The organism is Ferrimicrobium acidiphilum DSM 19497, from assembly GCF_000949255.1.
In the GTDB taxonomy this organism is placed as follows: Bacteria; Actinomycetota; Acidimicrobiia; order Acidimicrobiales; family Acidimicrobiaceae; genus Ferrimicrobium; species Ferrimicrobium acidiphilum.
Genome location: NZ_JXUW01000008.1, coordinates 1 through 25,289 on the forward strand (window position 1 = coordinate 1; position 25,289 = coordinate 25,289).

Genomic DNA, 25,289 nt, shown 5'->3' on the forward strand with positions numbered 1-25,289 from the left:
GCCTCCCTCCCTTGATGACTGGCTTCCCAAAGATCACACAGCACGCTTTATCTCCGAGGTGGTAGATGAGCTCTTAGATCTTTCAGTTATCTATGCCTTCTATGTCGAGGCCTCTGGGTGGGCCACCGTATGACCCGACAATGATGTTGAAGCTTCTCCTGTATGCCTACTCAACCGGGGTTACCTCCTCTCGGGAGATGGAGAAGAGATGCCACATCGATATAGCCTTTCGTTGGCTTAGTGCCAACACTACTCCTGACTATCGTTCACTGGCTCGGTTCCATCGCCGTCACGAGAAGGCCCTTGGTGATCTGTTTAACCAGGTACTGGTTCTCTGCTCCGAGGCAGGACTGGTCAAGCTTGGCAGGGTTGCTCTCGATGGAACCAAACTAAGAGCCTCGGCGTCTAGACGTAAGTCCATGAGCTATTCGCGCCTTGGACCACGGATCGCAGAGCTCGAAGCGCAAGTAGCCACAATCTTGGCCGAAGCTGAGGCAACAGATCTGGCAGAAGACGAAGCCTTTGGGGTTGACAAGCGAGGTGATGAGATCCCTGAGGAGCTTCGTCGTCGTGAGACCCGTATAGCCAAGATGCGTCAAGCCAAGGAGGCCATCGAAGCTGAGGCCCGTGCTAAGGCCGAGGCCAAAGCTGATAAGCGTGCCAAGGCCAACACCACAACCAGCAAGAAGGCAGAGGTCAAGGCCAGCACTGATGTCAAGGCCAACACCCAGGCCCCGACCAGCACCGATGCCAAGACCGAGGGTACCGTTGTTGATGATGCAAAGGGTGCCGGCTCCACCGAGACCGTTGCCCCGGCCCCGACCAGCACCGATGCTGATGCTACACAAACCCCAATTCGACCAAACCCCAAAGCCCAACGCAGCTTCACTGATCCCGATTCTCGGATGATGAAGACCAACGAGGGATTCCACTTCGCCTACAACGCCCAGGCAGTGGTGGATGAAGGCTCTCAGGTAATCGTTGCAACCAAGGTAACCCAAGCCGCCGGAGACGTCAACGAACTCATCCCCATGATCGAGGCGACTACGACAAGCCTCAAAGCAGCAAAGATCAAACGTTCGCCACGGGTCTACCTAGCTGATGCTGGCTACTGCTCGGAGGCCAACCTTGGCCACATCACCAAGTTCGACATCAACGCTCTCGTCGCAACCGGACGCATAAAGCACAACGAACGAGTCAGTGAGTCCCCACGCGGGCGGATCCCAAAGAACGCAACGCCAAGAGAACGCATGGCTCGCTCTCTTCGAACCAAGCCTGGACGCATCGACTATGCAAGACGCAAAGCTATCGTCGAACCAGTATTTGGACAGATGAAAGTTAGACAGAAAGCGGGCCACCTACGCCTTCGAGGACTATCGGGAGCCCAAACGGAATGGATGCTGCACTCAATCTGTCATAACTTACGAAAACGGGTCTTCGGAAATAAGCGGCAATCCGGTACCAAGATCGACCAGGAATCGGCAAGTTGTTGAACGCATCTGAGGTGACTGGCCAGATTGGGGCCGTCATTTGGAGAGGCCTAAGCTACACAACCCGTGAACGGGCAAGAGGGGACAAGGGGTTCTCCCTGATGTCTTACTTATTGGGTTGATTGGTTCGGGTTACGAACCAAGTGCGCTAGAGAGCTGCGTTGTCACCGGGGTAACAGTGTCTAGTGGTGACCAGTCGGGCTTACCAGCGCTAAGGAGCGCCCTGATTCTAAAGTTTGCAAAGTTTGTCATCCCAAAGGCGATGCGCTTGATCCGCTTAATGAGATTGTTCATCGACTCTGTCGGTCCATTGGTCACAAAGGAGCTGTGCCAGGCCAGGATCTCATCATGCCAGCTTTTCAAGGTTCTCCCAAGTAGTTGGACCTCTGGGGGTCGTTGGTTATCGGTGAAGTCACTGATGAGGGCATCGAGGTGGTCTCTGGCGAGTTTTGGGTCACGATAGGTATAGAGCTCTCGTAAGGACTCCTTGGCTCGCCAGCTGGTAGCTACCTCGTTATCTGGATCTCCAGCCTCAAGGAAGCGAGTAAGTTTATCGTTGGCACCCTCGGTGAGCTTCTCCTTGGCCATATTAAGGAGTCGCCGGATGCGATAGAGCGGATCCCCACCTCTGCCTCTGTGACCAAGGATGTTCTGTTGTACTCGTCTCCTCGTCTCATCAAGGCGAGTGTTGGCGATCTTTATGAGGTGGAATGGATCGGCCACCAGGACAGCGTTGGGTAACGCCTCTTTAAATACCGCTCTATAGGAACCAGCCAGGTCAAGGGTTCCCCACTTGATATCATCACGCCACTCCCTGGGCTGACTAGCTATCCACTTCTTTGGCTCCGCACCTCCTTTACCAGGAACTACATCAAGAAGGGTTGCGCTCATAACGTCCACGATTGAGGTAGACCACTTCTGGGTCCGATAGCGACCCTCGCGATAGAACAGGGTCTCATCTAATCCGAGTGCACGAACCTTACCAAAGCGATTTGGATCCTCAACGAGAGGAGTCCCATAAGCAATGACAGCATCATTGATCGTGTGCCAGTCACAATCGAGTTCTCTGGCTACCGATGACACCGATCGCCCGTCTCTACCAACCACTCGGGTTGCGAATCTAGCTGCCCTATCGGTGAGCTTTAGCCTTGGGGCTGCGATCCTAGTGTCCACATCACTCCATGACGGGGCGATGCAGGTCTCATCCTTGCACACCCACCTGCGTTTGTGCCAGATGAGCCTTACGGGACGGCCAAAGCTTTGTAGATCAATCAGCTCTACTAGTGAGCCTCCCTTGGAATAACTCATCCCATTACAGACTGGGCATTTTGGCCGCTCACCCAGACACTCGATATGGACCCGAAGGGGTGTCTTTGAATCTTCGTCACCCAGATCCTCGACACCAATCAAATTGACGTCCTTTAGACCGAGCAAGATCTCTGCAATGCGGATAGGATTTTGTTCCACAGGGGTCCTCCAGTGATGAGTTGTTACTAATCCCATTCTGGCAGAGCCCCTGTGACCCTCCCAAACTCACCCCTAGTGCGTGGCTATACCCGACTAATTTCCCCACTTAAATCCGAAGTCCCACGAAAACTCTCCAATGCAAGAGTGAATGCAGGGTTGGTGATGGCCTAGAACACAGCGAATAGGTCCGACTTGGGATCATTGACCCCAATTCGGGACCGAAACCAAGAACCCGAGACTACAACCCCCGATTTTGGGAGATTTTAGGACCCCAGCCCTGGATTTTGGAAATGATTCGGACTCACGCTCCTAGCTGCTCTGATGAATACTCATGACCTTTATTTAAGAGCTCAAGAGCCAACTTTGGATCAGGAGGTTCCAGGTTCGAGCCCTGGCCCGCCAGCCACATTTGCCCATTTCAGAGGCCATATTGCTCCAATGACTCCCAGAGTTGATTGATGGAAATGTCACGAATTAAAGTGTGACGCTCTAAAAGAGACCATAAGGGGATTCATTCCCGACTCAAACTTAAGATCAGAAAACTAGGAAAGAAAGGACCCGTCGACAATTAGAAGACGAATTCAAAGAAGACGCAGTCGGACCTATCGAGAGTGGGAACTCCTCGGTAAGGCGGGTAGCCAAAGATCTTGGCATCCAACAGCCGACGCTGTTTAACTGGGTTGACAAAGCCCACAAGGAGCGGTGGGAAGTGGGGGCAACCCCGGATATCACTGCAGAGAACCGTAGGCTTTGCAAAGAGAACGAGCAACTCGCAATGGTGTAAGGAGATCTTAAAACGATTTGTGCCCTTTCTCAGAAATTACTTCAATAAGGGATTTTTAACCCGTACGCCAGGCTATCCCAGTTGGAATCTACTCTGGGTGGTGGTCGGTTATGGGAAAGCAGGAAGAGCACATCACAAATGAGGAGCCTACGAGGCACGTCGGTGGACGTCCCATCCTCTATCGGGTAACGCTCTCTCAGGAGGAGTGAGAGAACCTAATGGCCCTCGTTCGTCAGACAACAGCCACACAGGCTCAGGCTCGCCGAGCCAAGATCGCTTTGTTGGTAGATGAAGGGATGGAGACCAACGTGATTGCCAAAATACCCTCTCTCAACGTAAACAGTAGATAAGTGGAGAAGACGGTTCTCGTTGTGTGGGGTGGGGCCAGATTGGTCGATTGTTTTCAGGGGTGCACATAAATCAATCGAAAGGAGCCAATTCTCGACCCATCAGATATACACTTCAAGCAGTCCGTCTCGCGCCCTCTAGGGGGTGGCACATTTCAGCGAGAACAGGTGGCACATTTCGCAGGAATACGCATCTACGATGTAGAGCAGTACTTTCGTAAACTCTCAGATGGGTGGGCTTGGTGAGACTAGCTATTTTCCCGCCAATGTTTGCGCATTCAATTGCCCTTAGTGATGACTTTTGCCATTACTTGATCTGGTGTACGCAACCAGGCAGAACATGCCATTTCCTCGGCTATCTATGCTGGTTGGCGCTCTCGCATTTCTGGCTGATCACATAGGGTTCGCCACTCCACCTGGCTGCACGACTCGCCATCCATCCAACGATGCTTCCTCAGTCACAAAATTCGTCAAGGATAAAATTTGCGATCAGATTCAATTATGTTCGTATCTGGCGTACTTGATATCAAAAACGTTCGTATACTGTGGAGCAACGGCTTGCGGGAGGGGGGCGGCAGTGGACACCGAACCACGTCAGGAACAAGAAACGATGCCGGCGATTCGGGGCATCGAGGTGCATTCAATCGACTGGATTCCGGAGAGGGAACGCCACGGCAAACTGTGGCATCAAGCACCCTTGTGGTTTCTAGGCAACTTCCAATACTTCACAATCCCAATCGGGTTCATTGGCCCAGCAATGGGCCTCTCACTATGGTGGACTGCGCTCGCTGGACTTCTCGGTATCGTCGTCGGGACGTTCTTCATGGCATTCCATGGATCCCAAGGCCCAAAGCTCGGCCTGCCACAGATGATCCAGTCACGCGCACAATTCGGTTATCGCGGAGTTGTGATCGTCTTGTTTGTCGCACTCTTTACGTACATGGCGTTCAACGTTACCGATCAGGTACTTCTCGCACAGGGCATCTCCGGTGCTTATGGATGGAACCCGACGGCTATCGCACTGGTGACGGTAATAGCCGCTGCACTACTCGCAATTTTTGGACACGACTGGGTTCACAGGATCTTTCGCATCTTGCTCGTCATCTCCTTCCCCTTGGTAACCATCATCACGATTGCTATCATCACAGGCCATGCCGGCGGCTTTGCGCCTAAGACTCATTATGGCTTCAAGCTCACGGCCTTCATGGCAGAGTTCTCAGCAGCTGCTGCTTACAACATCACCTACGCGCCCTACGTCTCGGATTACTCCCGTTACCTGCCCAGTAGGACTAAGAGTCGTTCCGTGATCTTCTCGGTGTTTTTTGGGGCGTCATCATCGGCAATATGGCTAATTGCCCTTGGCGCCTGGCTAGCAATTCATCTGAGTGCGAACGATGGTCTCTTGGGCCTCAAGACGGCAGGGAATAACGTTTTCGGAGGCCTCGGCTCAGTGGCCGCGCTTACATCGGCACTTGCACTACTTGCTACCATGGGGATGAATGCCTATGGAGCCTCACTGACACTCCTGACCGGTATCGACTGCTTTAAGAAGGTCAACCCAACGCGTGCCGCTCGAATCGTCTCCATCCTTGGCCTTGCCATTGTCTGGTACCTGATTGGTGACATGATCACCACAAGTGCTGTCAACACGGTGTTCACAGCACTGACGCTCATGTTGTACCTGTTAGTGCCTTGGACGGCAACGAACTTGATTGACTTCTTCTATGTGCGTCGGGGACACTATGCAATTACGGACCTATTCTCACTTGATGGTATCTATCATCGTTGGAACTGGAGAGGCATCACAGCCTACGCCATTGGTTTTGCCGCCGAGATCCCATTCATGGTCTTGCCGCAGTTGGGCTCACTAAGTTACATTGGACCGGTTGCGAAGCTGCTCAACGACACTGATATCTCGTGGTTGGTGGGTCTTGTGGTCACAGCAATCGCCTATCTACTCATTACTCGCGGCTTTGACCCAAAGACCGAAGAGCAAGCTATCGCCAAGAGTGAAGCGACTCTCAAGGCTGACTTTGGATAGGCCATCAGGGCAATTGTGTCAAAAGGATACCCAATTGGACCACGTCTATTAAAGGCGCGTGAAGCTTCTGGCCTCTCGCTCTCCGATGTCGCAGGCAAGACGGAGCTATCAAAGGGCTTTCTTTCTCGTGTGGAGCGAGGGCTAGTCTCTCCTTCGGTGGACTCACTGATTGCGATTTGCGAAGTCGTTGGTCTCTCCATGGAGGAACTTTTTGCTAAGCCTGCGTATCAGATAACACGTGCATCTGAGCGTCAACGAGCTGTTCTGCCTGGAGAAATGATCATTGACACCCTTCTCACTTCATCAACAGAGAAACACGTGACAGTGATTGAGACGACTGCGGGTCCAACAGGGACAGGTGGTGATGCACTCTATTCGATGCCGACCGAGTGCGAAGTGTGTTACGTCGTATCGGGAAGCATCGAGTTTATTCTCGACGGTGAAGTGCTTCTTCTTGCTTCGGGGGATGCACTTACCTTCAATGGGACAACGCCCCACACATGGTGCAACGTCTCGGCGACCGAAGATGTTCGTATCCTCTGGGTCCTCGCCCCGGCACTACCAAACCCGTGGATAAAGGGGACAATTGTCGGACCCAGAGAAATACCGATTTAAGTCCATAGAGCAGACGGGAAAGAAGTCATCTGATGTCATCGCACTCCATTAATGCGGACTACCCCCTTATCCCGGTAGGTTACGCAGAGCACAGATCGAACTTGACGATCCTGGGTTCAACGAGGTGGAGGTAAAAACAGCAATTGCTGACGTCTGAGGCTCTAATCTTCATGTACTCGACGACGATTGGGACGTTCGCTTCACGATGGTGGTGGGACGTGAAGGCTCAGGGTTGGCCATACCAGCTAGATGTGCAATTTTCGCAAATTCATCACACGGACGCCCAACATGTGTTACTGTAACATTCGTTAGTGCGCATACACTAATGCAGGCTCCGACCGGTGCCGGGTCGGAGTGCCGTGTTGCAAAGGGGGGATCAGTGGCGTATGAACCGTCTAAAACTCTAGATTGTACTGGGCTCCAGTGCCCGCTACCGGTCATAAAAACTTCACAGGCCATCAAGACACTAGAGATTGGTGACGTGCTTGAACTTCTGGCTACCGATCCTGGTGTTGAGCCCGACATGAACGCGTGGACCACCAGGACGGGCAATCAACTCTTGGAGATCACAAAGGATGGCGACGTCTTTCATGTGTTGATCAAGCGTGCTCGCTGACGGTGCATTCTTCCAGTGCGAGATCTACCGTCGAGACAGAGTGGGCATTGTAGGCCCCTGAGCAGAAAAGGAACACGCGATGTGGAGTGGTGAATTCGAAGGCAAGGTTCTCTATGTGCAAACTCATGGGGAGAATGACCCCGGCCGTTGCGCTACCCCTTTCTTTCTAGCGGCGTCAGCGGCGGCCATGGAGGTCGAAGTGGGAATCTACTTCACGATGTATGGCCCGCAGCTGTTGAAGAGGACTGTGGTGGACAAGATCGGTCCGAAGGGTGATCGTGGCCAGCGACTCTCCTATTTCATAAAACAGGCTACCGACCTCGGTGTGAGACTTTGGGTGTGTCAACCCTCCTTGGATCTCAACGACCTTACGATTGAGGACCTGATCGAAGGTGTGGACATGATTGGTGGTGCTGCATTCAACGATCTCGCGATGAATGCTGATGCGGTGGTCTCGTTCTGATGCCAGCGACTACCAAGGATCCCTATCTGAAGCGTGATCATGTTGCAGGGTACGACGATGTGGATCGTCAGACGAAAGAGCGTTTGATCTCGAAAGTGATGGTCGACTCTCGTTTCGGAGACTATCTCTACGGATGTTACGAGTGTGGGATCTGCGTGGCCGCATGTCCTTCTGCACGTTTTTATGATTTCTCCCCGCGCAGAATAGCGCAGGCAGCTGCGCGAAGAGACGTTGATTTAATGTTCCAGCAGATGCAAGAGGATATTTGGGAGTGTTCGCAGTGCTTCTCATGTCTTCGGTGTCCAAGAGGGAATAATCCAGGGGGGATAATTACTATTATGCGAGAGGTTGCCGTAAAAGAGGGGCTCCATTCGGCTAAGGATGCCCTCGCCGGGTATTCCCGTATCATCTATAAGATCATGTCAACTGGGACCCAGGTGTCACCAGATATGCTTCAGCCAGACGCATTCCCGGATTGGGGTCCCGAAGTTAAGGACGTCTCGGAAAATCTTGATCTATGGCGTAGAATGCTGCCACCTGAGACGATGCACACCACGACAACGGGTTGGAAAGTTGCCGATAGAACCCTGGTCGAGCTTTATGTAATTTGGCTCGATACTGGAGCACTCGACATGATTGCACAGGTAGATCAAGGAATTCATATGATTCTAGAGGAGATTATGGAAGAGAAATTGGAAGAGGAAGGAATTGAGATATGACTGACACTGCAATATCGGTGATTATTGGAAAGAAGGAGAAGTTCGAGCGGATACCAGATCGGCGCTCGGAGGATTTTCATGATCGCCTTTTCGAACTGGAAGCTGATGGTGAGCTAGTAGTTCAGAGGATAACTGGCGATTTTGTTGAGGTTCCAACGAAGTATGGCATCATAAAGAAGATCCAGAAATCCAACCTATGGCACCACAAGTCCTGTGGCCAATGTGGTCATATTCCGGGATACTCAACATCTATTTTCTGGATCATGCGAAAACTAGGATATGAGTACGTAGATCCTGAAGACCAGACATCATGTACAGCCTGGAATTATTACGCGTCCGCGACGTCGAATCAGGCCGCTCAAGCAGCTGTTGCGGTGAGAAATTTCGCAGCGGCGTACGAGACTGGCAACTTCCCTCTCATTCATTGTGGCACGTCGTACGGTCATTACAAGGAAGTGAGGGCCGAGTTGCTTCATGATGCCGCTTTGCGCCAGCAGGTTACCAAGGTTCTTAGTAGGCTTGGTAAGCGCCTGGTGTTGCCCGAGGAGATCGTGCACTACTCGGAGTGGCTCTATGCCGTACGAGATGAAATCAGTGCAAGGGCGGTCCGTGACGTGTCGGGCATTGCCGTCACTGTCCACCCCGCCTGTCACTACTACAAGCTCGTTGAGGGTGACGCGATCTTCGACCCGGATGTCTATCACGGGCAACGCACTGCGGCGGTGAGTGGGCTGGTGTTGGCACTCGGGGCTGATCTCAGAAATTACTCGACCTTCTTCGATTGCTGCGGGTTCGGCTTTCGGCACATCCTTGTCCAGAGGGACTTTACGCGCTCTTTCTCGACGCTGAGGAAGATAGAAGTGATGAAAGAGGAGGCCGACCCAGACGTCGTCCTCACCCATGACACCGGTTGTGTCACTGCCCTTGATAAGAGTCAGTTCGCTGCAGAGGCCCACGATCGTAATGTTGGCGTTCCGGTGATGAGTGAGGCTCAGTTCGCGGCGCTGGCGATGGGAGCCCATCCCTTCAAGGTGGCTCAGCTCCATTGGCATTCCACCAACTATCGTCCGCTGCTTGAGAAGATGGGGATCGACTGGCGGGCGGCTTGGGCTGAGTTCCAAGAGGACGCCGAGCGGTTGAAGAGTGGGGGGCAAGAGTTCCTCACTTGGGCAGATGTCGACGCATAGGGATTGAGGAGCGAGTAATGCAGGAGAGAGTGGTGGTCATTGGCGGCGGACCGGCCGGAATTTCGGCGGCCATTGCGGCCGCGGAATTAGGGGCGCCGGTCACCGTTGTAGAGAAGAATGCCTACTTGGGTGGACGTCCGATCGAGGAGAATTATGCTTCGTTGACGCCATATCTGGAGAGCGCCGAGGAGGTCATGGGGAGGTTGATTGAGCAGCTGATTGCCTTTGACAATGTGGAGGTACTCACAAGTTCGGAGGTGATCGGAAAGTCGGGAGATGCAGGGGCATTCGAGTTAGATGTTCTTACGGGATCCACGGTATCAAAGCTCACGGCGAACTCGATCGTCATAGCGACTGGCTTCACCCATTTCGATCCCGGTCGCGAAACCCAGCTTTATGGATACTACGAGTTTGATGACGTCCTTGCTCTCCAGGATCTTGAGGCAATGCTGAAGGAAGGCAATGTCGTGCGTCCCTCGAACGGGGAGACACCACAGCGCATCTGTTTTGTCCAGTGTGTAGGGTCCCGCGATAGACAGATCGGGAATGAATACTGCTCCAAAGTCTGCTGTGGGGTCGCGTCCAAGGAGGCAATAGAGGTCAAGCTTGCGATCCCCTCGGCCGAGGTATTCATCTTCTACATAGACATGCGGATGTATGGCTATTGGGAGAGTCAAATCTACTGGCCGGCCCAGGAAAAGCACCATGTTCAATACGTCAAGGGCATCATCACTGAGGTGCTCCCGAAGGACGGCAAGTTACTTGTGCGGGGAGAGGACACCACCATGGGTCGACCGATGGAGGTGCTGATGGACATGGTGGTCCTTTCGGTTGGGATGGAGGCCTCACCTGGGACGAGGAGAATGGCCGCTCTTCTCGGTGTTCAACAGAACAAGTATGGATTCGTAGAGGCGGTTCATTCGCCCCTGGACACCGTCTCCACCTCGGTAAACGGCATCTATGCAGTCGGTGCTGCGCTCGGCCCTAGCGACCTTGAGGATTGCGCTTCGACCGGTGGTTTGGCGGCAGCTAAGGCAGTACGTGACCTTCACGCGCTTGTCTAGGTAGTGGAGAATGATACAGGTCCAGCTAGCCGATATCGAGGCGGCACGAGAGTTTTCGACGATGATATCGATGCAGGTTTCGATGGAGAGTCAGTTGGCGTTAGAGCGAAGATTGGCGGTTCGTCGGGAATATGTCCTCGATCTTGCAGACAGGGTAGATCTTGCACCAGCTGCATTGAACGAGTTATTGGGCCTATTCTTTGCGGTGCGTCGACATCGCAGGGAGATCCTGGCTGAGGCTGATCGCGAGATCCTCGTAGCGGGAATCCGGATGGCGTGCTCTGGCGAAGGGGCTCATCAGGTTTATGAGACGATCACGGAATGCGGATTTCATGACCACGGACTTTTGCGCGACCTAGCATCAGAGGTGCTTCATTGCGCTGACCCGCAGTTGCATCCCCTCTGGCGCAGATGGGTACTCGATCCCGTACAGGAGACGGGTGCGTTGGCACTGATTGTTGAGGATCCGACCGACCTCTATGGCTCCAACGACGGTGCGACCTACGATCGAGTTCGATTTGCCACCGAGTTTCTCCTCCAGACGCTTGGCGCTGCGTCGCTTCTCGTTGGGCCGGAGGGTAGTCCTTATGCCTTTGACGTGTTCCTTGCTGGTATTTACGGGGTCTATTCCTCGACGATGATCAAGATGCGCATGACCAAGGAGTTCAATAGCTTGCTACCAGATTTGGGTGAATTTATGGGACGCATTCTCGGAGTGAAGGGGGAGTTGGATGCCGATAGGGGGTAGCAAGCAGCCGCCAGTGATAACCGAGCTGGAGGAGGCCATCGTGGTCTCGCAGCTCTCGGGACGGGAGTGGGATGTCTCTGGGTCAACGTCAAGAATGCTCGGATCAAGAGTGCTGACCGACTACAGCTCAGCTGGCTTTGCCAAGATTGCTGCACTTGAAGGAGGAGAGTCTCTTGAGTTTTGCTATGGGTGTGGAAAGTGCGTTCCGGTTTGCCCAGTGGACCTCGTATCTGAGTACGGACCGAGAAAGATCCACCGTGGAGTGCAGACAGGATTGGACCTCTTCCGGGCTGATGAGCTTTGGATGTGTACGACCTGTGGCAATTGCCTCCGAGTGTGTCCAAAGCAGGTCAACATGATCGAAGTCATGCCGGCGGTTCGAGAGGTTGCCATGGCTGACGGTACTATACCCGAAGAACTGCAGCAGGTTATGGAGAAGACCTTTCGCTATGGTAATGCGTTGGGGGAGAATCCGCGGCGACGGCACGCATGGACGAGGGGCGCTGATGTCGAGGTGCGCGTTCTGGCGAACGATCCACGCCCGGTAGACGTGCTTTTCTACGTGGAGGACTACTGGAGCTATCATCCGAGAGGGCAGCAAGCAGCCCAAGCTTTCGCGCGTATTCTTGCCAGCCTGGATGTGGATTTTGCGATCTTGGGTGCCGAGGAGAAGACGTTGGGGGATTCGCAACGTTTGGCGGGCGAGAAGGGACTGTTCGAGGCGCTGATGGAGGAGGTCGTAGAGGTGCTCTCCAAGTATCAGTTCAAACGGATTGTCACTCCAGACCCCCATGGCTTCAACGCGCTGCGGAAAGTCTATCCCAAGCATGGACACAACTTTGAGGCATTGCACTATTCGCAGTTGTTGGCTTCGATGGTAGATCGTATGGAGTTTCAAGGAAGACTTGATGCCAAGGTCACGTTCCACGATCCGTGTTATCTCGGACGCCACAATGGGGAGTATGAGGCGCCGCGCAAGTTGTTGGAGGCGATCCCGGGTGTTGATCTCTTGGAGATGGGCCGGTGCCGTGAGAACTCCTATTGCTGTGGCGGTGGAGGAGGAGGTATGTGGCTCGATGGATTTAATTCGAATCACGTGTCGGAGCGGCTTTCGGAACGCCGAGTTCGAGAGGCTGCGGATACCGGTGCGGATATTCTCGCCGTCGCTTGCCCGTATGAGGTATCGCGGTTTGAGGACGCAGCCAAGTCGACTGGCAACGAACACTTGCGAGTCATGGATATTGCCGAGATGCTGGATATAGCAATGCGTGCACAGGACTGGAGGAGTTGAGATGCACATCGTCGTGGCCATGCGCCAACTGGCAGATCTCGTCGAAGAGCTAGAAGTCGACGGACAGGGTACCGATATCGATCGCGACTTTGTGAAGTTCGTATCGAACGAGTGGGATGAGGCGGCCTTGGAGGAAGCCCTGACTATTAAGGATGAGAGCGGTGCTGCCATCACCGTTGTTGCCCTAGATGAGCCGGATGTCGATCAGACGTTGTATGCGGCATTGGCTAAGGGTGCTGATCGTGCCGTGAAGTTAACGGGCAATGACCCTTTCAGCTGGATTAGGACACGTGAGCGGGCACAGCGACTCGCATCCTTCATCGCGCAGGAGACCTTCGATCTTGTGCTCACAGGTGTTCAAGCCGCTGATGACCTGGACGGACAGCTCGCTGGCGTTCTTGGATCGCTGCTCGATGTGCCTCACGCCGCGGTGGTGGTGGGGGTCGAATCGACGGGCTCATCGCTTCGGATTGCTCAGGAGCTAGGTGGTGGCTTGGTTGGAGTGAGCGAATTGCAGCTTCCTTCCGTGCTGGGCATCCAGGCTGCCAGACAAGCTCCTCGCTATGCGTCGATCACCAGAATCAGGCAGGCGATGCAGACACAGAAAATCGAGGAGCAAGAGGTGACGCTCGACACTCCAGTGACTCAGGTGAAGGTGCGGAGACTTTATCCACCCGAGAAGCAAGGTAGCGCCACCATGTTCAATGGTTCCGCGAAGGATGTGGCGGCGGAGATTGTAGCCATTTTGCGGTCAAAGGGTCTCGTGCAGGCCTAGCTATATGGAGATGAGGAGCATTAGATGACGGTAGCTGTTTTGGTGATCGCGGAGCGAGTAACTGGGGAACACCCTGATGTGACCTTTGAGCTTTTGGGGAAGGGCCGAGAGCTTGCGGATGAGCTTTCGGGTGAACTCGGTGTAATCGTAGCCAATGACATAGGCCAGGAGGCGACATTCGGTGTTGCCGATGCTCTCTACTTGGTTGAGGGCATGGAGGCCGGATACAGTGCACCACAATGGGAGATGGCGATCGGTGCGGTAATTGAGAGTGTCTCACCGCAGGTGATTTTGGTAAGTACTGGAACAGTAGGTATTGATCTGGGGGGAGCGTTGGCAACGAGATTCAATACTCCAATCGCCTCTTACGTTCTCGATGCTGTGATGCAAGATGGTTGCCTGGTGGTCACTTCGCAACTCTACGGTGGAAAATTGCTATCAGAGGGTGAAATCGATACCTTTCCTGCCTTCGTTTCGGTGCTGCCCGGTTCTCTATCTGCCGATAAGGGTAGGGCGGTGGGGAGTCCAAGAGTAGAGCGTTTTAACATTAGCGACCAGTTGGCAACTGTCAAGGGAAGAGGGGTAGAGCTTCGCGAACCTGATAGCAGTGGCGTCGACATTACTGCGGCGCCGCTGCTCGTATCTGTAGGGCGAGGCATTGGTTCGAAGGAGAACCTGGAGTTGGTGGCTGAACTCGCAGAGGCGATGAAGGCTCCACTTTCGGCCTCACGTCCGGTGATTGATCAGGGTTGGTTGCCTAAGCCACACCAAGTAGGCAAATCCGGAAAGAAGGTAAGGCCCGCGGTGTATCTGGCCTTTGGCATATCTGGCGCGCCTGAACATCTTGAAGGTATGCGCAATGCAGAGACGATCATCGCGTGCAATACAGATCCGAATGCGCCGATCTTTGAGATCGCCCATTATGGGACGACCCTGGACCTGTTCGACCTGGTTCCTGAGTTGACCGATATCGTCGGAGGCTAAGGATGCTGTTCGCCATCGTAGAGACGAGGAAAATCTTCGGTGGAGAGACCGAGGTCGCAAAGATCGTTTTCTATGTCTTGGCCCTGATCACCTTGGCAATCTTCTTTGCAGGGTTCATAAAGCGGTTTCTGACCTATAATCACGGGAGGCGATTGTCCGACTTTGCCTGGCTCAGGAGGCGTGATCCTCATGATATTCAGGATGTATCGGAGCGGCCGACGGTGCCCAGTTCGTTGGTTACGATCGCGACAAATCGGACGATCATGAAGGCGAAGCGGAAGGTGGGAGTGAGTCACCTTCTTCTTTTCTGGGGATTCATCGGACTTTTCATTGCGACATCGATCCTGAGTCTCGACTACGACGTGTTGGGGAACGCGTCGCGGATCATTACCGGGCACACTTACAGTTTCTTTCAAGGCCCCTTCTACCTCGCCTACAATGCAGTTTTCGATCTTGCCGGTCTCTTGGCGCTGGTGGGAATGGTCATGCTCGCGCTTCGGCGTTGGTTCTCGAAAGAGCCTCAGCTCGATTACTCAAGGGCCCAACAGCCAGAGAGTGGTTACTCTAGAGTCAAGATCGTGATTGGAGATCACATCTTCGTGACTGGCCTTCTGTTGATTCTCATTACGGGTCTGCTGATCCAGGGGCTAAGGATCGACGGCGAGAGGTTTCCCAGCTTTGAACAGTGGACCTGGCTGGGTTATTTGATCGCCAAGGGGCTGGCAGTGTTGGGGATTAGTTCTGCCGGTGCAAGAGCGATTCATGCATGGTTGTGGTGGGTACATGTGGGGCTTGCATTGGCGTTTGTCGCCTATATTCCCTGGTCGAAGGCTTGGCATATCCTGGCCTCGCCGACCAACCTCACTGTCAGGGATTTCTCGACTATCAGGCGTATTCCTCCTCCGCCAGAGAACAAGACCGGTTACAGTTCAGTTGATGACCTCACACCAAAGGAACTCCTAGGTCTCGATTCCTGTACGAAATGTGGACGTTGTCATGTTGTGTGCCCAGCTAGAACAGCTGGTGCTCCGCTTTCGCCGAGGGATCTGATTCTCGATTTGCGCCAATGGGCAGATAGCAAGCATCACATTCCGCTCCTGCTCGATACCGAGACCAGGCCGTCCCCCACCGGTCCGATGGCAGATGGTGGCTCCCTTGCTGGAGAGGTGATTGTTGCTCAAACGCTCTGGTCTTGCACGACGTGTATGGCTTGTGTTGAAGTCTGCCCCGTCGGCATCGAGCATGTGCCTACCATCATCCAGCTACGCCGATCCTTGGTCGACCAGGGAGAGATGGATCCGACCCTACAGACAGCTCTCCAGAATATCGCTACGCAGGGGAACTCTTTCGGGAAGAGTGCGCGTATGCGGGCGCGATGGACGAAGGGACTGGATTTCCCTATCGCGGATGCTCGTACGGAGCACGTCGAGTACCTATGGTTTCTTGGAGATTTTGCCTCATTCGATGAGCGGTTAATGGACATATCACGTACGCTTGCCAAAGTGTTGAACGCGAGTGATATCTCCTTTGGCATCCTCTTTGAGGAGGAGCGGAATGCGGGTAACGATGTCCGGCGAGTTGGAGAGGAGGGGCTTTTCGAACTACTGGTGGAGCAGAACATGGCCGCCTTCTCCAAGGCTTCGTTTGAGAAGATTTTTACCACTGACCCTCATAGCTTTAATACTTTGCGTAACGAGTATCCTGCGTTCGGACTCGAGAAGCCCGTCCTGCACTATTCCGAACTCTTGGCTAACCTGCTCTTTACAGGGAGAGTTGCTCCAAGCAACTTAATGCGTACCGTAACCTACCATGACCCGTGTTATCTGGGTAGGTACAATCGGATCTTCGATGCGCCTCGCGCAGTTATCAGTGCGCTTGGGTGTGAACTCGTTGAAATGCCGCGGCATGGAGTTAACTCCTTCTGTTGCGGTGCGGGAGGTGGAAGAATCTGGATGGATGACTCGGCTCTTGAAGAGCGTCCGTCTGTGAACCGTATCAAGGAGGCCTCGAATTTGGACGTCGACTATTTCGTGGTTGCGTGCCCAAAGGATTATGCGATGTTTACCGATGCGGTGAAGACTGTGGGTATCGAGAACAAGCTCAAGGTGATTGATATTGTTGAACTGTTTGCTGAAGCCACACTTTCGAACGAACTGGTAGACGTCTGATGCACTGTCCTGCATGTGAGGCGATGCAAGTCGGTTATGAGGCGATGCACCGCCATCTCATTGAAACACACTCAGCGCTGGTTGAGATCATAGCCACGGGGAGCAGGCCGTCCTATTGTGTGAAATGTCCACTTTGCGATGATGTGTATCGTCAAGCGATCAAGCGAGGTCACCCGGATGCTGGCTTCGTGCAGGAGTTCGAGTTGGACATCAGATTGGTAGGAATGGACATTCTTGTACAGCATCTGATCGGAGAACATCCGATTGAGATCGGATATCCCAGAGGAGAGGGGCCACATGAGTAAGGCAAACGGTTGCGACCTGCCGGAGGATCTGTACTATTTGATCGAGAAGCATGTCTGGGCTCGACCTGATGGTGATGAGGTGATCATTGGGCTTACTGATGTTGCCCAGAATATGGCCAAGACTATCATCTCAGTGTCGCTTAAGGCGGCTGCAAAGCCGATCAAGCGAGGCCGCAGCCTCGCAACCGTCGAAAGCGGAAAATGGGTCGGCCCCGTTCCTTGCCCTGTCGAGGGTGAGGTGATTTCGGTGAATGAACGGCTCATGACCAGCCCTGGCCTGTTGAACTCGGATCCATATGGGGAGGGTTGGGTCGCAAGAGTGCGGCCCAATGATTGGAGCAGCGACGTTACAGAGTTGGTAACCGGAGCCGATGGAGTAGGAGCCTATCGGGAGTTTTTGGATGCCGAGGGGATCGTCTGTAGCGACTAATTATGGAGACTTGGGCTGGGTGCGCACTTCCTACTGATCGTTTTTATGACCTGGTGGCCGATGTGTGGGTGAAGATCGAGGATTCTGTTGCGCGAGTCGGCATGACCGATGTTGCGCAGACTCGGATGGGGCGGCTCGTCCAACTCAGCTGGAAGAGTCCTGGTCGCAGGGTTGAGCGGGGAAGGCCGTTGGCGGTCTTGGAAAGCGCAAAGTGGGTTGGCCCTATGATTTCGCCACTGACCGGGGTGATACGAGAGAATAACAGAGTCTCTTTCGACGCGGACGTGGCTGTGGCGAATAGAGATCCATACGAGCTTGGTTGGTTCTATGTCATAGAGTATTCGGGTGATGCAGAACTATCGGAGCTCGTCAGTGGAGATGCGGCCGTAGAGTACTATCGCGAACTCATTGACCGCGAAGGAATTCAGTGCTTTCGGTGCGCTGAATAGTAGGAGATAGGGGGAATGATGTCGAGTGATCAGACAAAGAAAATGGCCATGATCTGCTGGAGCAGTGATTTAGATCGGGTATGGCCAGTTTTGATTTTGGCTACTACCGCCGCTGCATCAGGTCTTGAGGTTGATGTATTCTTTACTTTCTGGGGCTTGAGAGTGATACAGAAGAATGACGTGCGGGTAACAGGTGATAACTGGATGCAAAAAGCCGAGTCGCTTGTAGATCCAGGGGGCACGAATCGCCTGAAGTTAGGAAAGATTAACTTCGCTGGTATGGGCACCAAGATGATTCGAACGCTGGCGACAGATCACAAAGTGGCCTCGCCTACGGAGCTGTTAGAGATGGCGGTTGATTTAGATGTCAGACTGCATCCGTGCCAGATGACCATGGATCTGTATGGGCTGACTAAGGATGATTTTATCGAAGGGATTCAACCTCCAATAGGTGCGGCTAGTTTCATCAATATGGCTGTAGAAGCCGATATCAGCATGTTGATTTGATGATGGTCGCAGTCGCTTGGTGTTAGTTTTCGCGAGAGATGATGACAAGGCTGGCGCAGCAGGCGTAAGGCGTGCAATTAGTCAGAGGGAACTTCGGTTAGTGGATGACCCCGAGTTGGCCGATGTGATTCTGGTTGAGATGTCGGATGAGTCCGATCTGCTCGAACTCAGGAGGCTGCGGTCTACAAACTCGCGCGCTATTCTCATCGCGCATACTATGTCGCAGGATCGTGAACTATGGCAGGGAGCTGAACGTGCAGGTGCCGACAGAGTAGAGAGTTCGGGCGGATTGGCGGTATTGTTGCGTCGTCTTGACAAAGGCATTCGGTCAGGGTCGAACCGGGAACGCCTGATTCCGCTGTGTGCCACCGCAGATGTTGCCGGACGTCTCGGTATCATTGCAAGCGTTGAGCATGATCTCGGCGAGCTGCTGCTAGTGAAGGGACAGGGGATGCCGGTATGTCTAGTTGGTCCATGCCCACATGCAGGAGCGCCGCTCGGATCGGCTCTGGTCGAAGATGGAGTGCTTACTTGCCCTGCTCACGGTAGTCAGTTCCTCGCCGTAAGTGGCGAACGTGTGAGAGGACCTGCAGACTGCGGATTGACGGAGCTGCGAGTAGTCGAGGAGTCCGGTCGCTATTGGGCTGTCAGCCCAGCCGTCTCTTAATTAAGCAGGACTCACCCGATGGAGGAGTCACGACCGCAGCGAGCTAGGAAGCCTCTGTGTCGGGGGTTGGATCAACGTAGGTGGCGAACAGGCGTTGCTTGTGACCGACTTCGTCGTGCATGACCTCTCTCAGGGTTGCGATCACGGTGAGAATCTGTTGGTGTGAGAGCGAGTAGGTCACGGAGGTTCCCTCACGAGTCGCCTTGACCAGACCCCGATCTCTCAAAATGGCGAGGTGTTGGGAGATATTCGCTTGTGGAGATCCGATCTCCTCGACGAGGTCTGATACGGTGTGCGGCCTTTCCCCTAGCAGCGTCAAGATGAGGAGGCGTTTTGGCTCATTGAGTGCTTTGCACATTACGGATACGAGTAGTTCGTACTCTTTCCTCAGCTCTTCTAGATTCTCCATTGCCCTCAGGCTAGTGGTTGTGCCACCCGGAAAAGTCCGATTGGTTTGGCAACCCGAAAGGGCCCAATTGTGTGGCATCTCGGATCGATATGCGATTTAGCACGGTGCCTAGACGAGAGGAGTGCAAGCCATAGGCCATAATGAAGGACTACGCCTCGTCGGTGTGCTACCGTGAACTGGCGAGTTCTGTAGCTATCATCTCAAGGGGAGCAAACATATCGCTGGCCGAGACACCTGGAGACTGTTGAACTAGGGTACGGAAGATGGTCTCCCATTCTGAACGGAGTTCTGCATCCAAGCGTCGTCCGAGGAGCGCATTCGCTAGTGAGACTGGTGCATCAAGTGGGTAGATGGTGAAGTCACCTTCCAACGTGGCATCGATAATGTTGTCGTCAGCTAGGAAAACAACCCACCTAATCAGGCCACCGCTGGACTTGAACGCCGCATGATGCATTGCTACGCCTTGTTGAATCTTCACGCCCGCAACTCGTCGGCCGCCTCCACCGTACGTCCACTGATCGCTTGCAAGGAGGCTCTCCGTGCTTGCCAACTGCTCTTTCTCTAACGGACTGAGATTATCGAAGTAGATTTCGCGCTGCAGCCGAGCCTCCACCTGCTCGAGGTAGGTATCCACGATCGGTTCCTGTCGTGATGGTGATCCTAATTCACGGGCGATGGACGTGACATACTCCGTCAGGTTTTGGTAAAGTTTGTCGCGCATTTTTAACGTCTCCACCTTCAGAACAGATGCCATGGTAGCCAGATCAATATCGAAGATGAAACTAGAGACCAGGAGCTCAGCTTCACCAATGCGAGCAGCTCCACAGCCACCGATCTTGCGACCCCTCACCTGTATGTCATTCACCGGTCGCATCTCTGCGGGTATGCCAATATTTTGATAGGTCGAGACGATCGGTTCGATGAATAGTCGATATCGTGCTTCTATCGAGACAGGTAGCGAATTGGGTGAAAATATCCACTGCAGGAAGACTTGGTTTGCGTCCAAGTAGACCGCACCGCCACCAACTTGACGCCGGATAAGTTGGAGGCCGAATCGAGAGAGTTCCTCTAGGTCGAGCTCGCGCTGTGGATCTTGATGGTAACCGATACAAATGTAGGGTTCCGTTGGGCGAACGAGACAAATCGTGTCGGGGCTGTCTTCCGTAAAGCACTCTGCGATGGCGTGATATATCGCCTGGGATCGGAGTGGAGAGAGGTCGAAGGCCTGTATTATGCGGATAGGGCTAGCAGAATTCATTCACCTATAGTACCACCGTTAATCGGTAAGAAACAGGACAAAATGGATGTAGCTGTCGAGCATATTGCCTCTGTGGTAGCTGGGGTGATGGGGAAAGAATCCCCGTTTGTGTTTAAAACTCAAGGTATCTAATGTGCCTTGGGGTGTGTTGTAGAAGCGGCGTACGATATTGTTTGAACGCGTGCTGTGGTAGAGAACTGGATGATTTTAGGAGCATCATTTCTAGTATGGCCTACCTCACTCGACGACACCTCAGATCGAAGAATCGCTAGCGTTAATAGGTGTGTCTAACGAGCCTCTCTGCATTAATGAGCGCAATCGGTTGGATGCTGCAATGTGTCCAGCGAGTGAGTATTCTACACCTAGCCAGCATGTTGTCGAGCATTGCGCCAAGTCGAATCCGGTAAAGACTGGCCGGCATCGCTGGGTCGCACTGGTCATCTCACGGGGTTGTATTTAGGTGCAGGTGCGTGAGCAATGATGGCGATACTGGCTGCGGTGACATCTTTCTTCTTGGCTGCTGCGAGGATGTGACATTGCTGCGTTTCCCATCGAAGGACTGGTCTTATACCCACCAAGGCTCTGAGTAGGCGTTCATTGTTTCGGAGGAAAGCTTCGTCATAATCGACCCTGGTAGTCCACCAGAAGGGCATGTGCTGTGAATGCTAAAGGAGGTGACGACGTGCGAACGTCGTCACCAACGAAGCAAGGCCGTACAGAAGATGGAGGAAGGAGCAGATACTATGCTCCCTGGCCCTCTGGTGCCAACTCTGCGAGGGAGGGGTGCCAAACCACTGCAAGGAGCGTCTGTTAAGAGCAGGGGTCTTGGTGTGCTGTGAATGCTAATCACAAGTCGACCTTCTAGGTCGCTGGCCAAGCAATGCGATATGGAAGATGGAGGAAGGAGCTTTAGCTCTCTGGCCCTCCGATATCAACTTACGAGCAAGGGATGTCGAACCGGCACAAGCTGCGTTGGTAACGTGCCAGGGTAGTGAGCGTTGTGTTAAAGGGCGGAGATACCTCCGTCATGTAAGTACTACGCATATGAGCGATAGCGAACCATCCGATGACGCGTCGAAATTCTTAATGAAGACATCAAAACCGAGGGTTGCAGGACTACCCCGGGATAAGTCTGGCGGGTTTTCTCGTTCTGGCCAGGCGGTGTTCGGTGTATAGGTGGCATGAGCGTAGTGCAGGCTTTCATATTGAACTCAGGAACCAGTCGTGTAGTTGTCCCTTTGGAAACAGCGAGCGCGGGAATACGCCGAGGTCAAATGCCGAAGGCGAGAGTACCAGATATTACGCACCAGGGCGTAGTAGCGATGAAGGGGCTGTAATGGCCCCAGAGCAAAGGCCGCAGGCGAACGGGCAGTGATGGACTAGCCAACCTAGCCATGGGAATGAGCCAACACGAAGCAGCTGCGAGCAGGAAGCTGGATGAATCGAGAGGTTCACGTCCGGTTTGACGGGAGTGGGAGGGGGAAGCTCCCTCCCGCCACCCTGCTGCTGAGCATCGGAGGTGGGTGTAACTTTGCAACCGGCTCGATCTCTAAGCGGTTATGAGCTGCAGGAGAAAGTGCTTAGCCACCATTGGCTCCATGGATCAACTCAATCATCGCTCTGATGAAATTGACGACCGCTGTGGTGCCCTCCCAGGCTTTCGAAGAATACCAGGGTTCCATCGAGTAGATTATGGCTCCAAAGGAAGAGATCGTAGGTGGTAGTCGCGGTGCAGACGTACTGGATCAAGGTTGAGGACATCGATGTGAAATTGGTTTTCAAACACATCAAGCACCTCCATATTGGCGTCTATCCACCACGTGGTGAGGTGAGAGTCTCGGTGCCATTCGGTTTCCAAGAGGAGTATGTTCGACAAGCAGTGCGGAGTCGTCTGCCTTGGATCTACAAACATAGCGAACGCTTTCAACGTGCGGCGAGTCAGAATATGCAGAAGATGGTGAGTGGTGAGTTCCACTACGTGTGGGGTCGACGTTGTCAGCTTTCGGTAACTGAACAGCCGGGTCATGCCCTCGTTACGCTTGAGGACGATCGTCTAGATATGCGCGTACCGCCGGGAAGCACATCGGATCGTGTTCGGCATTACCTGGATGCATGGTATCGCACCGAACTCAAGAATGCGATACCTGGCGTACTTCGTGCATGGGAACCGATAGTCGGCGCACGCGCCTCCGACTGGGGAATTCGGCGTATGAAGACTCTTTGGGGTTCATGCAATGCGAGCAGCGGCCGGATCACCATCAATCTAGAGTTGGCTAAAAAGCATCCGGAGAGCCTTGATTGTGTTGTGGTCCATGAGCTTGTCCACCTGCTAGAACGCGGACACGGGCCACGATTCAAGGCACGCATGGATCGGGCTATGCCAGATTGGCGGGCGCGGCAGCATCGGCTCAGTCAGTCGGTGTCATCCCCCGGCCTTTGGACCCCGTCTTAGCGCATCGGTTTGCCAGGATGAATGTTGTCAATGAGGGCCCTCGATTGCTGGGTGCGAGTAGACGTTGGAAGACTCTTTGAGCATTGCCCACTTCGTGTGTGAGATGGGCTGACCGGTTGGCCGACTGGAGTAGAGTGCCTGCTATGAGAGTAGCCGTCTGTCAGCTAGATTTAGCAGTAGGTGACCTGCAAGGGAACCGAGCGAGCGGAGTTCAGGCTATCGTCGCCGCTGCGGAGTCGGGTGCTGATCTTGTTCTACTTCCGGAGCTAAGTGACAGCGGTTATGTGTTCTCCTCGTTGGCTGAAGCCCGGAGTTGTGCGAGTCCGAGCCGCGGAAATCCCACCCTTGGTGAATGGCACGATCTCGCCAGCCAGCATGACCTAGCTATTATCGGCGGCTTCTGTGAACTGGGTGAGGATGGGAAGCTCTATAACTCAGCGGCCTGCGTCGATCCTACCGGCGTCCGGCTCATCTATCGTAAGATGCATCTTTGGGATCACGAGAGCGAGTTCTTCTCGGTGGGTAGTCAGCTCTCGCCGATCTGTGAACTTATGGGTGCGAAGGTTGCAGTTGCCATCTGTTACGATCTTGAGTTTCCGGAGCTAGTTCGGCTTCTCGCGTTGCAAGGCGTTGAGCTGCTCGCGGTCCCGACTAATTGGCCAGCGACGGTGGCGCCGACCGATGAGCGTCCTATTGAGCTTATCAAGGCGCAGGCGAGTGCAGCCACGAACGGGATTTGGATAGCGATCGCGGATCGAGGAATGACGGAACGTGGCGTAGACTGGACAGGTTGCTCCACTGTTATTGCACCTGATGGATATCCAGTGATTACACCATTGTCGGCTGAGCAGACTGGAATTGCTGTGACCGATATCGAGCCGTCGAGAGCAAGCGACAAGTCGGTGACGGCGCGTAATGATCTCATTCGCGATCGCCGAGAGGACGTGTACCGGGTGGTTGTTCAAGTCGACCCACCTCAACCAAACGGATTCAACTGCGAGACTACGTTGGAGAGTTTCTTAGACCAACGATGAGATCGTTGTATGACCACTCATTCAGCGTGTTGGTCAGGAGGCGGTAGTGGGATGTGCCGCTGCGAGATCGGCTTGAAAGGTCGAGAGTGGAATGACGCCACTGGTTGGTGCGGTGATGGTCGGGAAGTGTGCGCCATAATGGGTGTAGTCAGCGCTGACCGTGATGGTGAGAGGCAGGTTAGGCGTACTCCCGGTTTTGGTGATCGAGGCAAAGATCGTAAGCGAGAGTTGGCGGACCCTCCCACTGTTGTCTAACCACACCTTCGCCTGCGCTGGTCCGTCAAAATTTAGGCCAGCTAGCGACTTGGAAAGCATGCTGCTATTGCTGCTCTGCTTCAGCTGTGCCAGCTCTTTGACGAAGTTGATCTGAGCTTCATACTCGGTTGTGGTGTGTCCGTCAATGGCGTCTTTGCCCAGTGTTTTTATTTGACTCGCGCCTTTGCCTAAAAGAAGTTGGAGAGTGGCAGTGGGATTGACTGCGTAGGTCTGGGTGGATGACGCAGCTTCGCTCGTGGATTTCGGCGTGTACGGATACTGAACCCATGTGGCTCCACTCAAGGTAGTTAGACCGCGTTCGGATGCAGGGATCTGCTCAAAGATCTCGCCATTGGCAATCCGTTGGTGTATGGTCAGGTTGCGAGCGGCCCCTGGTATCGAAATTGTTTCAGTTAGCATCGCGTTGATTGACTTGGCTCCGCTGCCAGCAGCAACGGCGTAGCCGTTAATGCTGGTGGAGATCGATCCACCGTTGGTGGTAACCGAAATAGTGCCCGTAAAGGAGACGGACTTCTCGTGTCGGACGTAGTGGTAGGCGGTCAAGACGGCCGCTCGGGCTTTGTTTGGATTCGTTGGCGTGCTGGCAGTCGAACTAGATCCGCAGGCAGCGAGCAACATCCCCGAGGCTGCTAGTACGAGCATGCCTCCTAATGGTCCCACCGTTGTAGTTCTCATGACTACCTCCCATAGTTCACATATATAGTCTAGAAGATAATGGCAAAAAGTCAAGTCGAACTGTCGTT

General features: G+C 53.7%; 24 protein-coding genes and 1 pseudogene. 21 read left to right on the top strand and 4 right to left on the bottom strand.

Annotated features, from left to right (window positions below; genetic code table 11):
• The first annotated feature begins 140 nt into the window (after window positions 1–140).
• Entirely contained in the window at window positions 141–1,493 is a 1,353-nt protein-coding gene (locus FEAC_RS05375; protein ID WP_052565705.1) for a transposase, read from the top strand.
• A 129-nt stretch (window positions 1,494–1,622) separates the two neighbouring features.
• Here the strand turns inward: FEAC_RS05375 and FEAC_RS05380 are convergent, their stop codons facing one another.
• Window positions 1,623–2,993 (bottom strand): ISL3 family transposase, encoded by a 1,371-nt coding sequence (locus FEAC_RS05380; RefSeq protein WP_082055614.1) that lies wholly within the window; start codon window positions 2,991–2,993, stop codon window positions 1,623–1,625.
• 529 nt (window positions 2,994–3,522) lie between these two features.
• Between FEAC_RS05380 and FEAC_RS16340 the strand changes: the two are divergent.
• The 18 genes and pseudogenes from FEAC_RS16340 to FEAC_RS05465 form a co-directional block, all read left to right on the top strand.
• A pseudogene (locus FEAC_RS16340) lies at window positions 3,523–3,741 on the top strand (transposase); the annotation flags it as partial.
• A 924-nt stretch (window positions 3,742–4,665) separates the two neighbouring features.
• Window positions 4,666–6,129, top strand: coding sequence for a purine-cytosine permease family protein (locus FEAC_RS05385; RefSeq protein WP_236684608.1), 1,464 nt, complete (start codon window positions 4,666–4,668; stop codon window positions 6,127–6,129).
• Window positions 6,130–6,144: 15 nt separating this feature from the next.
• The gene (locus tag FEAC_RS05390; protein ID WP_052565707.1) at window positions 6,145–6,744 is read left to right on the top strand and encodes a helix-turn-helix domain-containing protein; all 600 of its coding nucleotides are present in this window, start codon (window positions 6,145–6,147) and stop codon (window positions 6,742–6,744) included.
• A gap of 379 nt (window positions 6,745–7,123) precedes the next feature.
• Window positions 7,124–7,360 carry a sulfurtransferase TusA family protein gene (locus FEAC_RS05395; protein ID WP_035388935.1) on the top strand — a complete coding sequence of 79 codons (237 nt, stop codon included), beginning with the start codon at window positions 7,124–7,126 and terminating at the stop codon, window positions 7,358–7,360.
• A gap of 79 nt (window positions 7,361–7,439) precedes the next feature.
• The gene (locus FEAC_RS05400) at window positions 7,440–7,823 is read left to right on the top strand and encodes a DsrE family protein (protein ID WP_035388936.1); all 384 of its coding nucleotides are present in this window, start codon (window positions 7,440–7,442) and stop codon (window positions 7,821–7,823) included.
• A complete protein-coding gene (locus FEAC_RS16345; protein WP_052565709.1) occupies window positions 7,823–8,542 on the top strand; it encodes a 4Fe-4S dicluster domain-containing protein in 720 nt (239 codons plus the stop codon). The genes FEAC_RS05400 and FEAC_RS16345 overlap by 1 nt, the downstream gene beginning before the upstream one ends.
• Window positions 8,539–9,729 carry a heterodisulfide reductase-related iron-sulfur binding cluster gene (locus FEAC_RS05410; RefSeq protein WP_035388937.1) on the top strand — a complete coding sequence of 397 codons (1,191 nt, stop codon included), beginning with the start codon at window positions 8,539–8,541 and terminating at the stop codon, window positions 9,727–9,729. The genes FEAC_RS16345 and FEAC_RS05410 overlap by 4 nt, the downstream gene beginning before the upstream one ends.
• A gap of 17 nt (window positions 9,730–9,746) precedes the next feature.
• Complete coding sequence (locus tag FEAC_RS05415) at window positions 9,747–10,793, top strand: FAD-dependent oxidoreductase (RefSeq protein ID WP_035388938.1); 1,047 nt, start codon at window positions 9,747–9,749, stop codon at window positions 10,791–10,793.
• Between the two features lie 10 nt (window positions 10,794–10,803).
• Window positions 10,804–11,541 (top strand): hypothetical protein, encoded by a 738-nt coding sequence (locus FEAC_RS05420; protein ID WP_035388939.1) that lies wholly within the window; start codon window positions 10,804–10,806, stop codon window positions 11,539–11,541.
• Between the two features lie 13 nt (window positions 11,542–11,554).
• Complete coding sequence (locus FEAC_RS05425) at window positions 11,555–12,832, top strand: (Fe-S)-binding protein (protein WP_236684609.1); 1,278 nt, start codon at window positions 11,555–11,557, stop codon at window positions 12,830–12,832.
• A gap of 1 nt (window position 12,833) precedes the next feature.
• A complete protein-coding gene (locus FEAC_RS05430) occupies window positions 12,834–13,607 on the top strand; it encodes an electron transfer flavoprotein subunit beta/FixA family protein (protein ID WP_035388941.1) in 774 nt (257 codons plus the stop codon).
• 24 nt (window positions 13,608–13,631) lie between these two features.
• Window positions 13,632–14,591, top strand: coding sequence for an electron transfer flavoprotein subunit alpha/FixB family protein (locus FEAC_RS05435; protein WP_035388942.1), 960 nt, complete (start codon window positions 13,632–13,634; stop codon window positions 14,589–14,591).
• Window positions 14,592–14,593: 2 nt separating this feature from the next.
• Complete coding sequence (locus tag FEAC_RS05440; RefSeq protein ID WP_035388943.1) at window positions 14,594–16,759, top strand: heterodisulfide reductase-related iron-sulfur binding cluster; 2,166 nt, start codon at window positions 14,594–14,596, stop codon at window positions 16,757–16,759.
• Window positions 16,759–17,064, top strand: coding sequence for a hypothetical protein (locus tag FEAC_RS05445; protein WP_035388944.1), 306 nt, complete (start codon window positions 16,759–16,761; stop codon window positions 17,062–17,064). Before FEAC_RS05440 ends, FEAC_RS05445 begins: the two co-directional genes overlap by 1 nt.
• Window positions 17,057–17,494 carry a glycine cleavage system protein GcvH gene (gene gcvH / locus FEAC_RS05450; RefSeq protein ID WP_035388945.1) on the top strand — a complete coding sequence of 146 codons (438 nt, stop codon included), beginning with the start codon at window positions 17,057–17,059 and terminating at the stop codon, window positions 17,492–17,494. Before FEAC_RS05445 ends, gcvH begins: the two co-directional genes overlap by 8 nt.
• Window positions 17,495–17,496: 2 nt before the next feature.
• Window positions 17,497–17,943, top strand: coding sequence for a biotin/lipoyl attachment domain-containing protein (locus tag FEAC_RS05455; RefSeq protein WP_035388946.1), 447 nt, complete (start codon window positions 17,497–17,499; stop codon window positions 17,941–17,943).
• Window positions 17,944–17,958: 15 nt separating this feature from the next.
• Entirely contained in the window at window positions 17,959–18,450 is a 492-nt protein-coding gene (locus FEAC_RS05460) for a DsrE/DsrF/DrsH-like family protein (protein ID WP_052565713.1), read from the top strand.
• A 19-nt stretch (window positions 18,451–18,469) separates the two neighbouring features.
• Window positions 18,470–19,117 (top strand): Rieske (2Fe-2S) protein, encoded by a 648-nt coding sequence (locus FEAC_RS05465; RefSeq protein WP_152623099.1) that lies wholly within the window; start codon window positions 18,470–18,472, stop codon window positions 19,115–19,117.
• A 43-nt stretch (window positions 19,118–19,160) separates the two neighbouring features.
• Here FEAC_RS05465 and FEAC_RS05470 read toward each other — a convergent pair whose 3' ends face one another.
• Together FEAC_RS05470 and FEAC_RS05475 are read right to left on the bottom strand one after the other, a co-directional pair.
• A complete protein-coding gene (locus tag FEAC_RS05470; protein ID WP_160290336.1) occupies window positions 19,161–19,526 on the bottom strand; it encodes an ArsR/SmtB family transcription factor in 366 nt (121 codons plus the stop codon).
• A gap of 166 nt (window positions 19,527–19,692) precedes the next feature.
• Window positions 19,693–20,784, bottom strand: coding sequence for a lipoate--protein ligase family protein (locus tag FEAC_RS05475; protein ID WP_035388947.1), 1,092 nt, complete (start codon window positions 20,782–20,784; stop codon window positions 19,693–19,695).
• A 1,717-nt stretch (window positions 20,785–22,501) separates the two neighbouring features.
• Here FEAC_RS05475 and FEAC_RS05480 point away from each other — a divergent pair.
• The gene (locus FEAC_RS05480; RefSeq protein WP_035388948.1) at window positions 22,502–23,236 is read left to right on the top strand and encodes a M48 family metallopeptidase; all 735 of its coding nucleotides are present in this window, start codon (window positions 22,502–22,504) and stop codon (window positions 23,234–23,236) included.
• Window positions 23,237–23,379: 143 nt separating this feature from the next.
• Window positions 23,380–24,270, top strand: coding sequence for a nitrilase-related carbon-nitrogen hydrolase (locus tag FEAC_RS05485; RefSeq protein WP_052565719.1), 891 nt, complete (start codon window positions 23,380–23,382; stop codon window positions 24,268–24,270).
• Between the two features lie 33 nt (window positions 24,271–24,303).
• Here FEAC_RS05485 and FEAC_RS05490 read toward each other — a convergent pair whose 3' ends face one another.
• The gene (locus FEAC_RS05490) at window positions 24,304–25,221 is read right to left on the bottom strand and encodes a lipocalin/fatty acid-binding family protein (RefSeq protein WP_152623100.1); all 918 of its coding nucleotides are present in this window, start codon (window positions 25,219–25,221) and stop codon (window positions 24,304–24,306) included.
• Window positions 25,222–25,289 lie beyond the last annotated feature (68 nt).

Bases quoted from the DNA above. Each gene is read 5' to 3' on its own strand.
- FEAC_RS05485 (WP_052565719.1), top strand. From the start codon at position 23,380: ATGAGAGTAGCCGTCTGTCAGCTAGATTTAGCAGTAGGTGACCTGCAA.
- gcvH (WP_035388945.1), top strand. From the start codon at position 17,057: ATGAGTAAGGCAAACGGTTGCGACCTGCCGGAGGATCTGTACTATTTG.
- FEAC_RS05430 (WP_035388941.1), top strand. From the start codon at position 12,834: ATGCACATCGTCGTGGCCATGCGCCAACTGGCAGATCTCGTCGAAGAG.
- FEAC_RS05375 (WP_052565705.1), top strand. From the start codon at position 141: ATGATGTTGAAGCTTCTCCTGTATGCCTACTCAACCGGGGTTACCTCC.
- FEAC_RS05470 (WP_160290336.1), bottom strand. From the start codon at position 19,526: ATGGAGAATCTAGAAGAGCTGAGGAAAGAGTACGAACTACTCGTATCC.
- FEAC_RS05475 (WP_035388947.1), bottom strand. From the start codon at position 20,784: ATGAATTCTGCTAGCCCTATCCGCATAATACAGGCCTTCGACCTCTCT.
- FEAC_RS05410 (WP_035388937.1), top strand. From the start codon at position 8,539: ATGACTGACACTGCAATATCGGTGATTATTGGAAAGAAGGAGAAGTTC.
- FEAC_RS05445 (WP_035388944.1), top strand. From the start codon at position 16,759: ATGCACTGTCCTGCATGTGAGGCGATGCAAGTCGGTTATGAGGCGATG.
- FEAC_RS05490 (WP_152623100.1), bottom strand. From the start codon at position 25,221: ATGAGAACTACAACGGTGGGACCATTAGGAGGCATGCTCGTACTAGCA.
- FEAC_RS05455 (WP_035388946.1), top strand. From the start codon at position 17,497: ATGGAGACTTGGGCTGGGTGCGCACTTCCTACTGATCGTTTTTATGAC.
- FEAC_RS05435 (WP_035388942.1), top strand. From the start codon at position 13,632: ATGACGGTAGCTGTTTTGGTGATCGCGGAGCGAGTAACTGGGGAACAC.
- FEAC_RS05400 (WP_035388936.1), top strand. From the start codon at position 7,440: ATGTGGAGTGGTGAATTCGAAGGCAAGGTTCTCTATGTGCAAACTCAT.
- FEAC_RS16345 (WP_052565709.1), top strand. From the start codon at position 7,823: ATGCCAGCGACTACCAAGGATCCCTATCTGAAGCGTGATCATGTTGCA.
- FEAC_RS05440 (WP_035388943.1), top strand. From the start codon at position 14,594: ATGCTGTTCGCCATCGTAGAGACGAGGAAAATCTTCGGTGGAGAGACC.
- FEAC_RS05420 (WP_035388939.1), top strand. From the start codon at position 10,804: ATGATACAGGTCCAGCTAGCCGATATCGAGGCGGCACGAGAGTTTTCG.
- FEAC_RS05380 (WP_082055614.1), bottom strand. From the start codon at position 2,993: ATGGGATTAGTAACAACTCATCACTGGAGGACCCCTGTGGAACAAAAT.
- FEAC_RS05415 (WP_035388938.1), top strand. From the start codon at position 9,747: ATGCAGGAGAGAGTGGTGGTCATTGGCGGCGGACCGGCCGGAATTTCG.
- FEAC_RS05460 (WP_052565713.1), top strand. From the start codon at position 17,959: ATGATGTCGAGTGATCAGACAAAGAAAATGGCCATGATCTGCTGGAGC.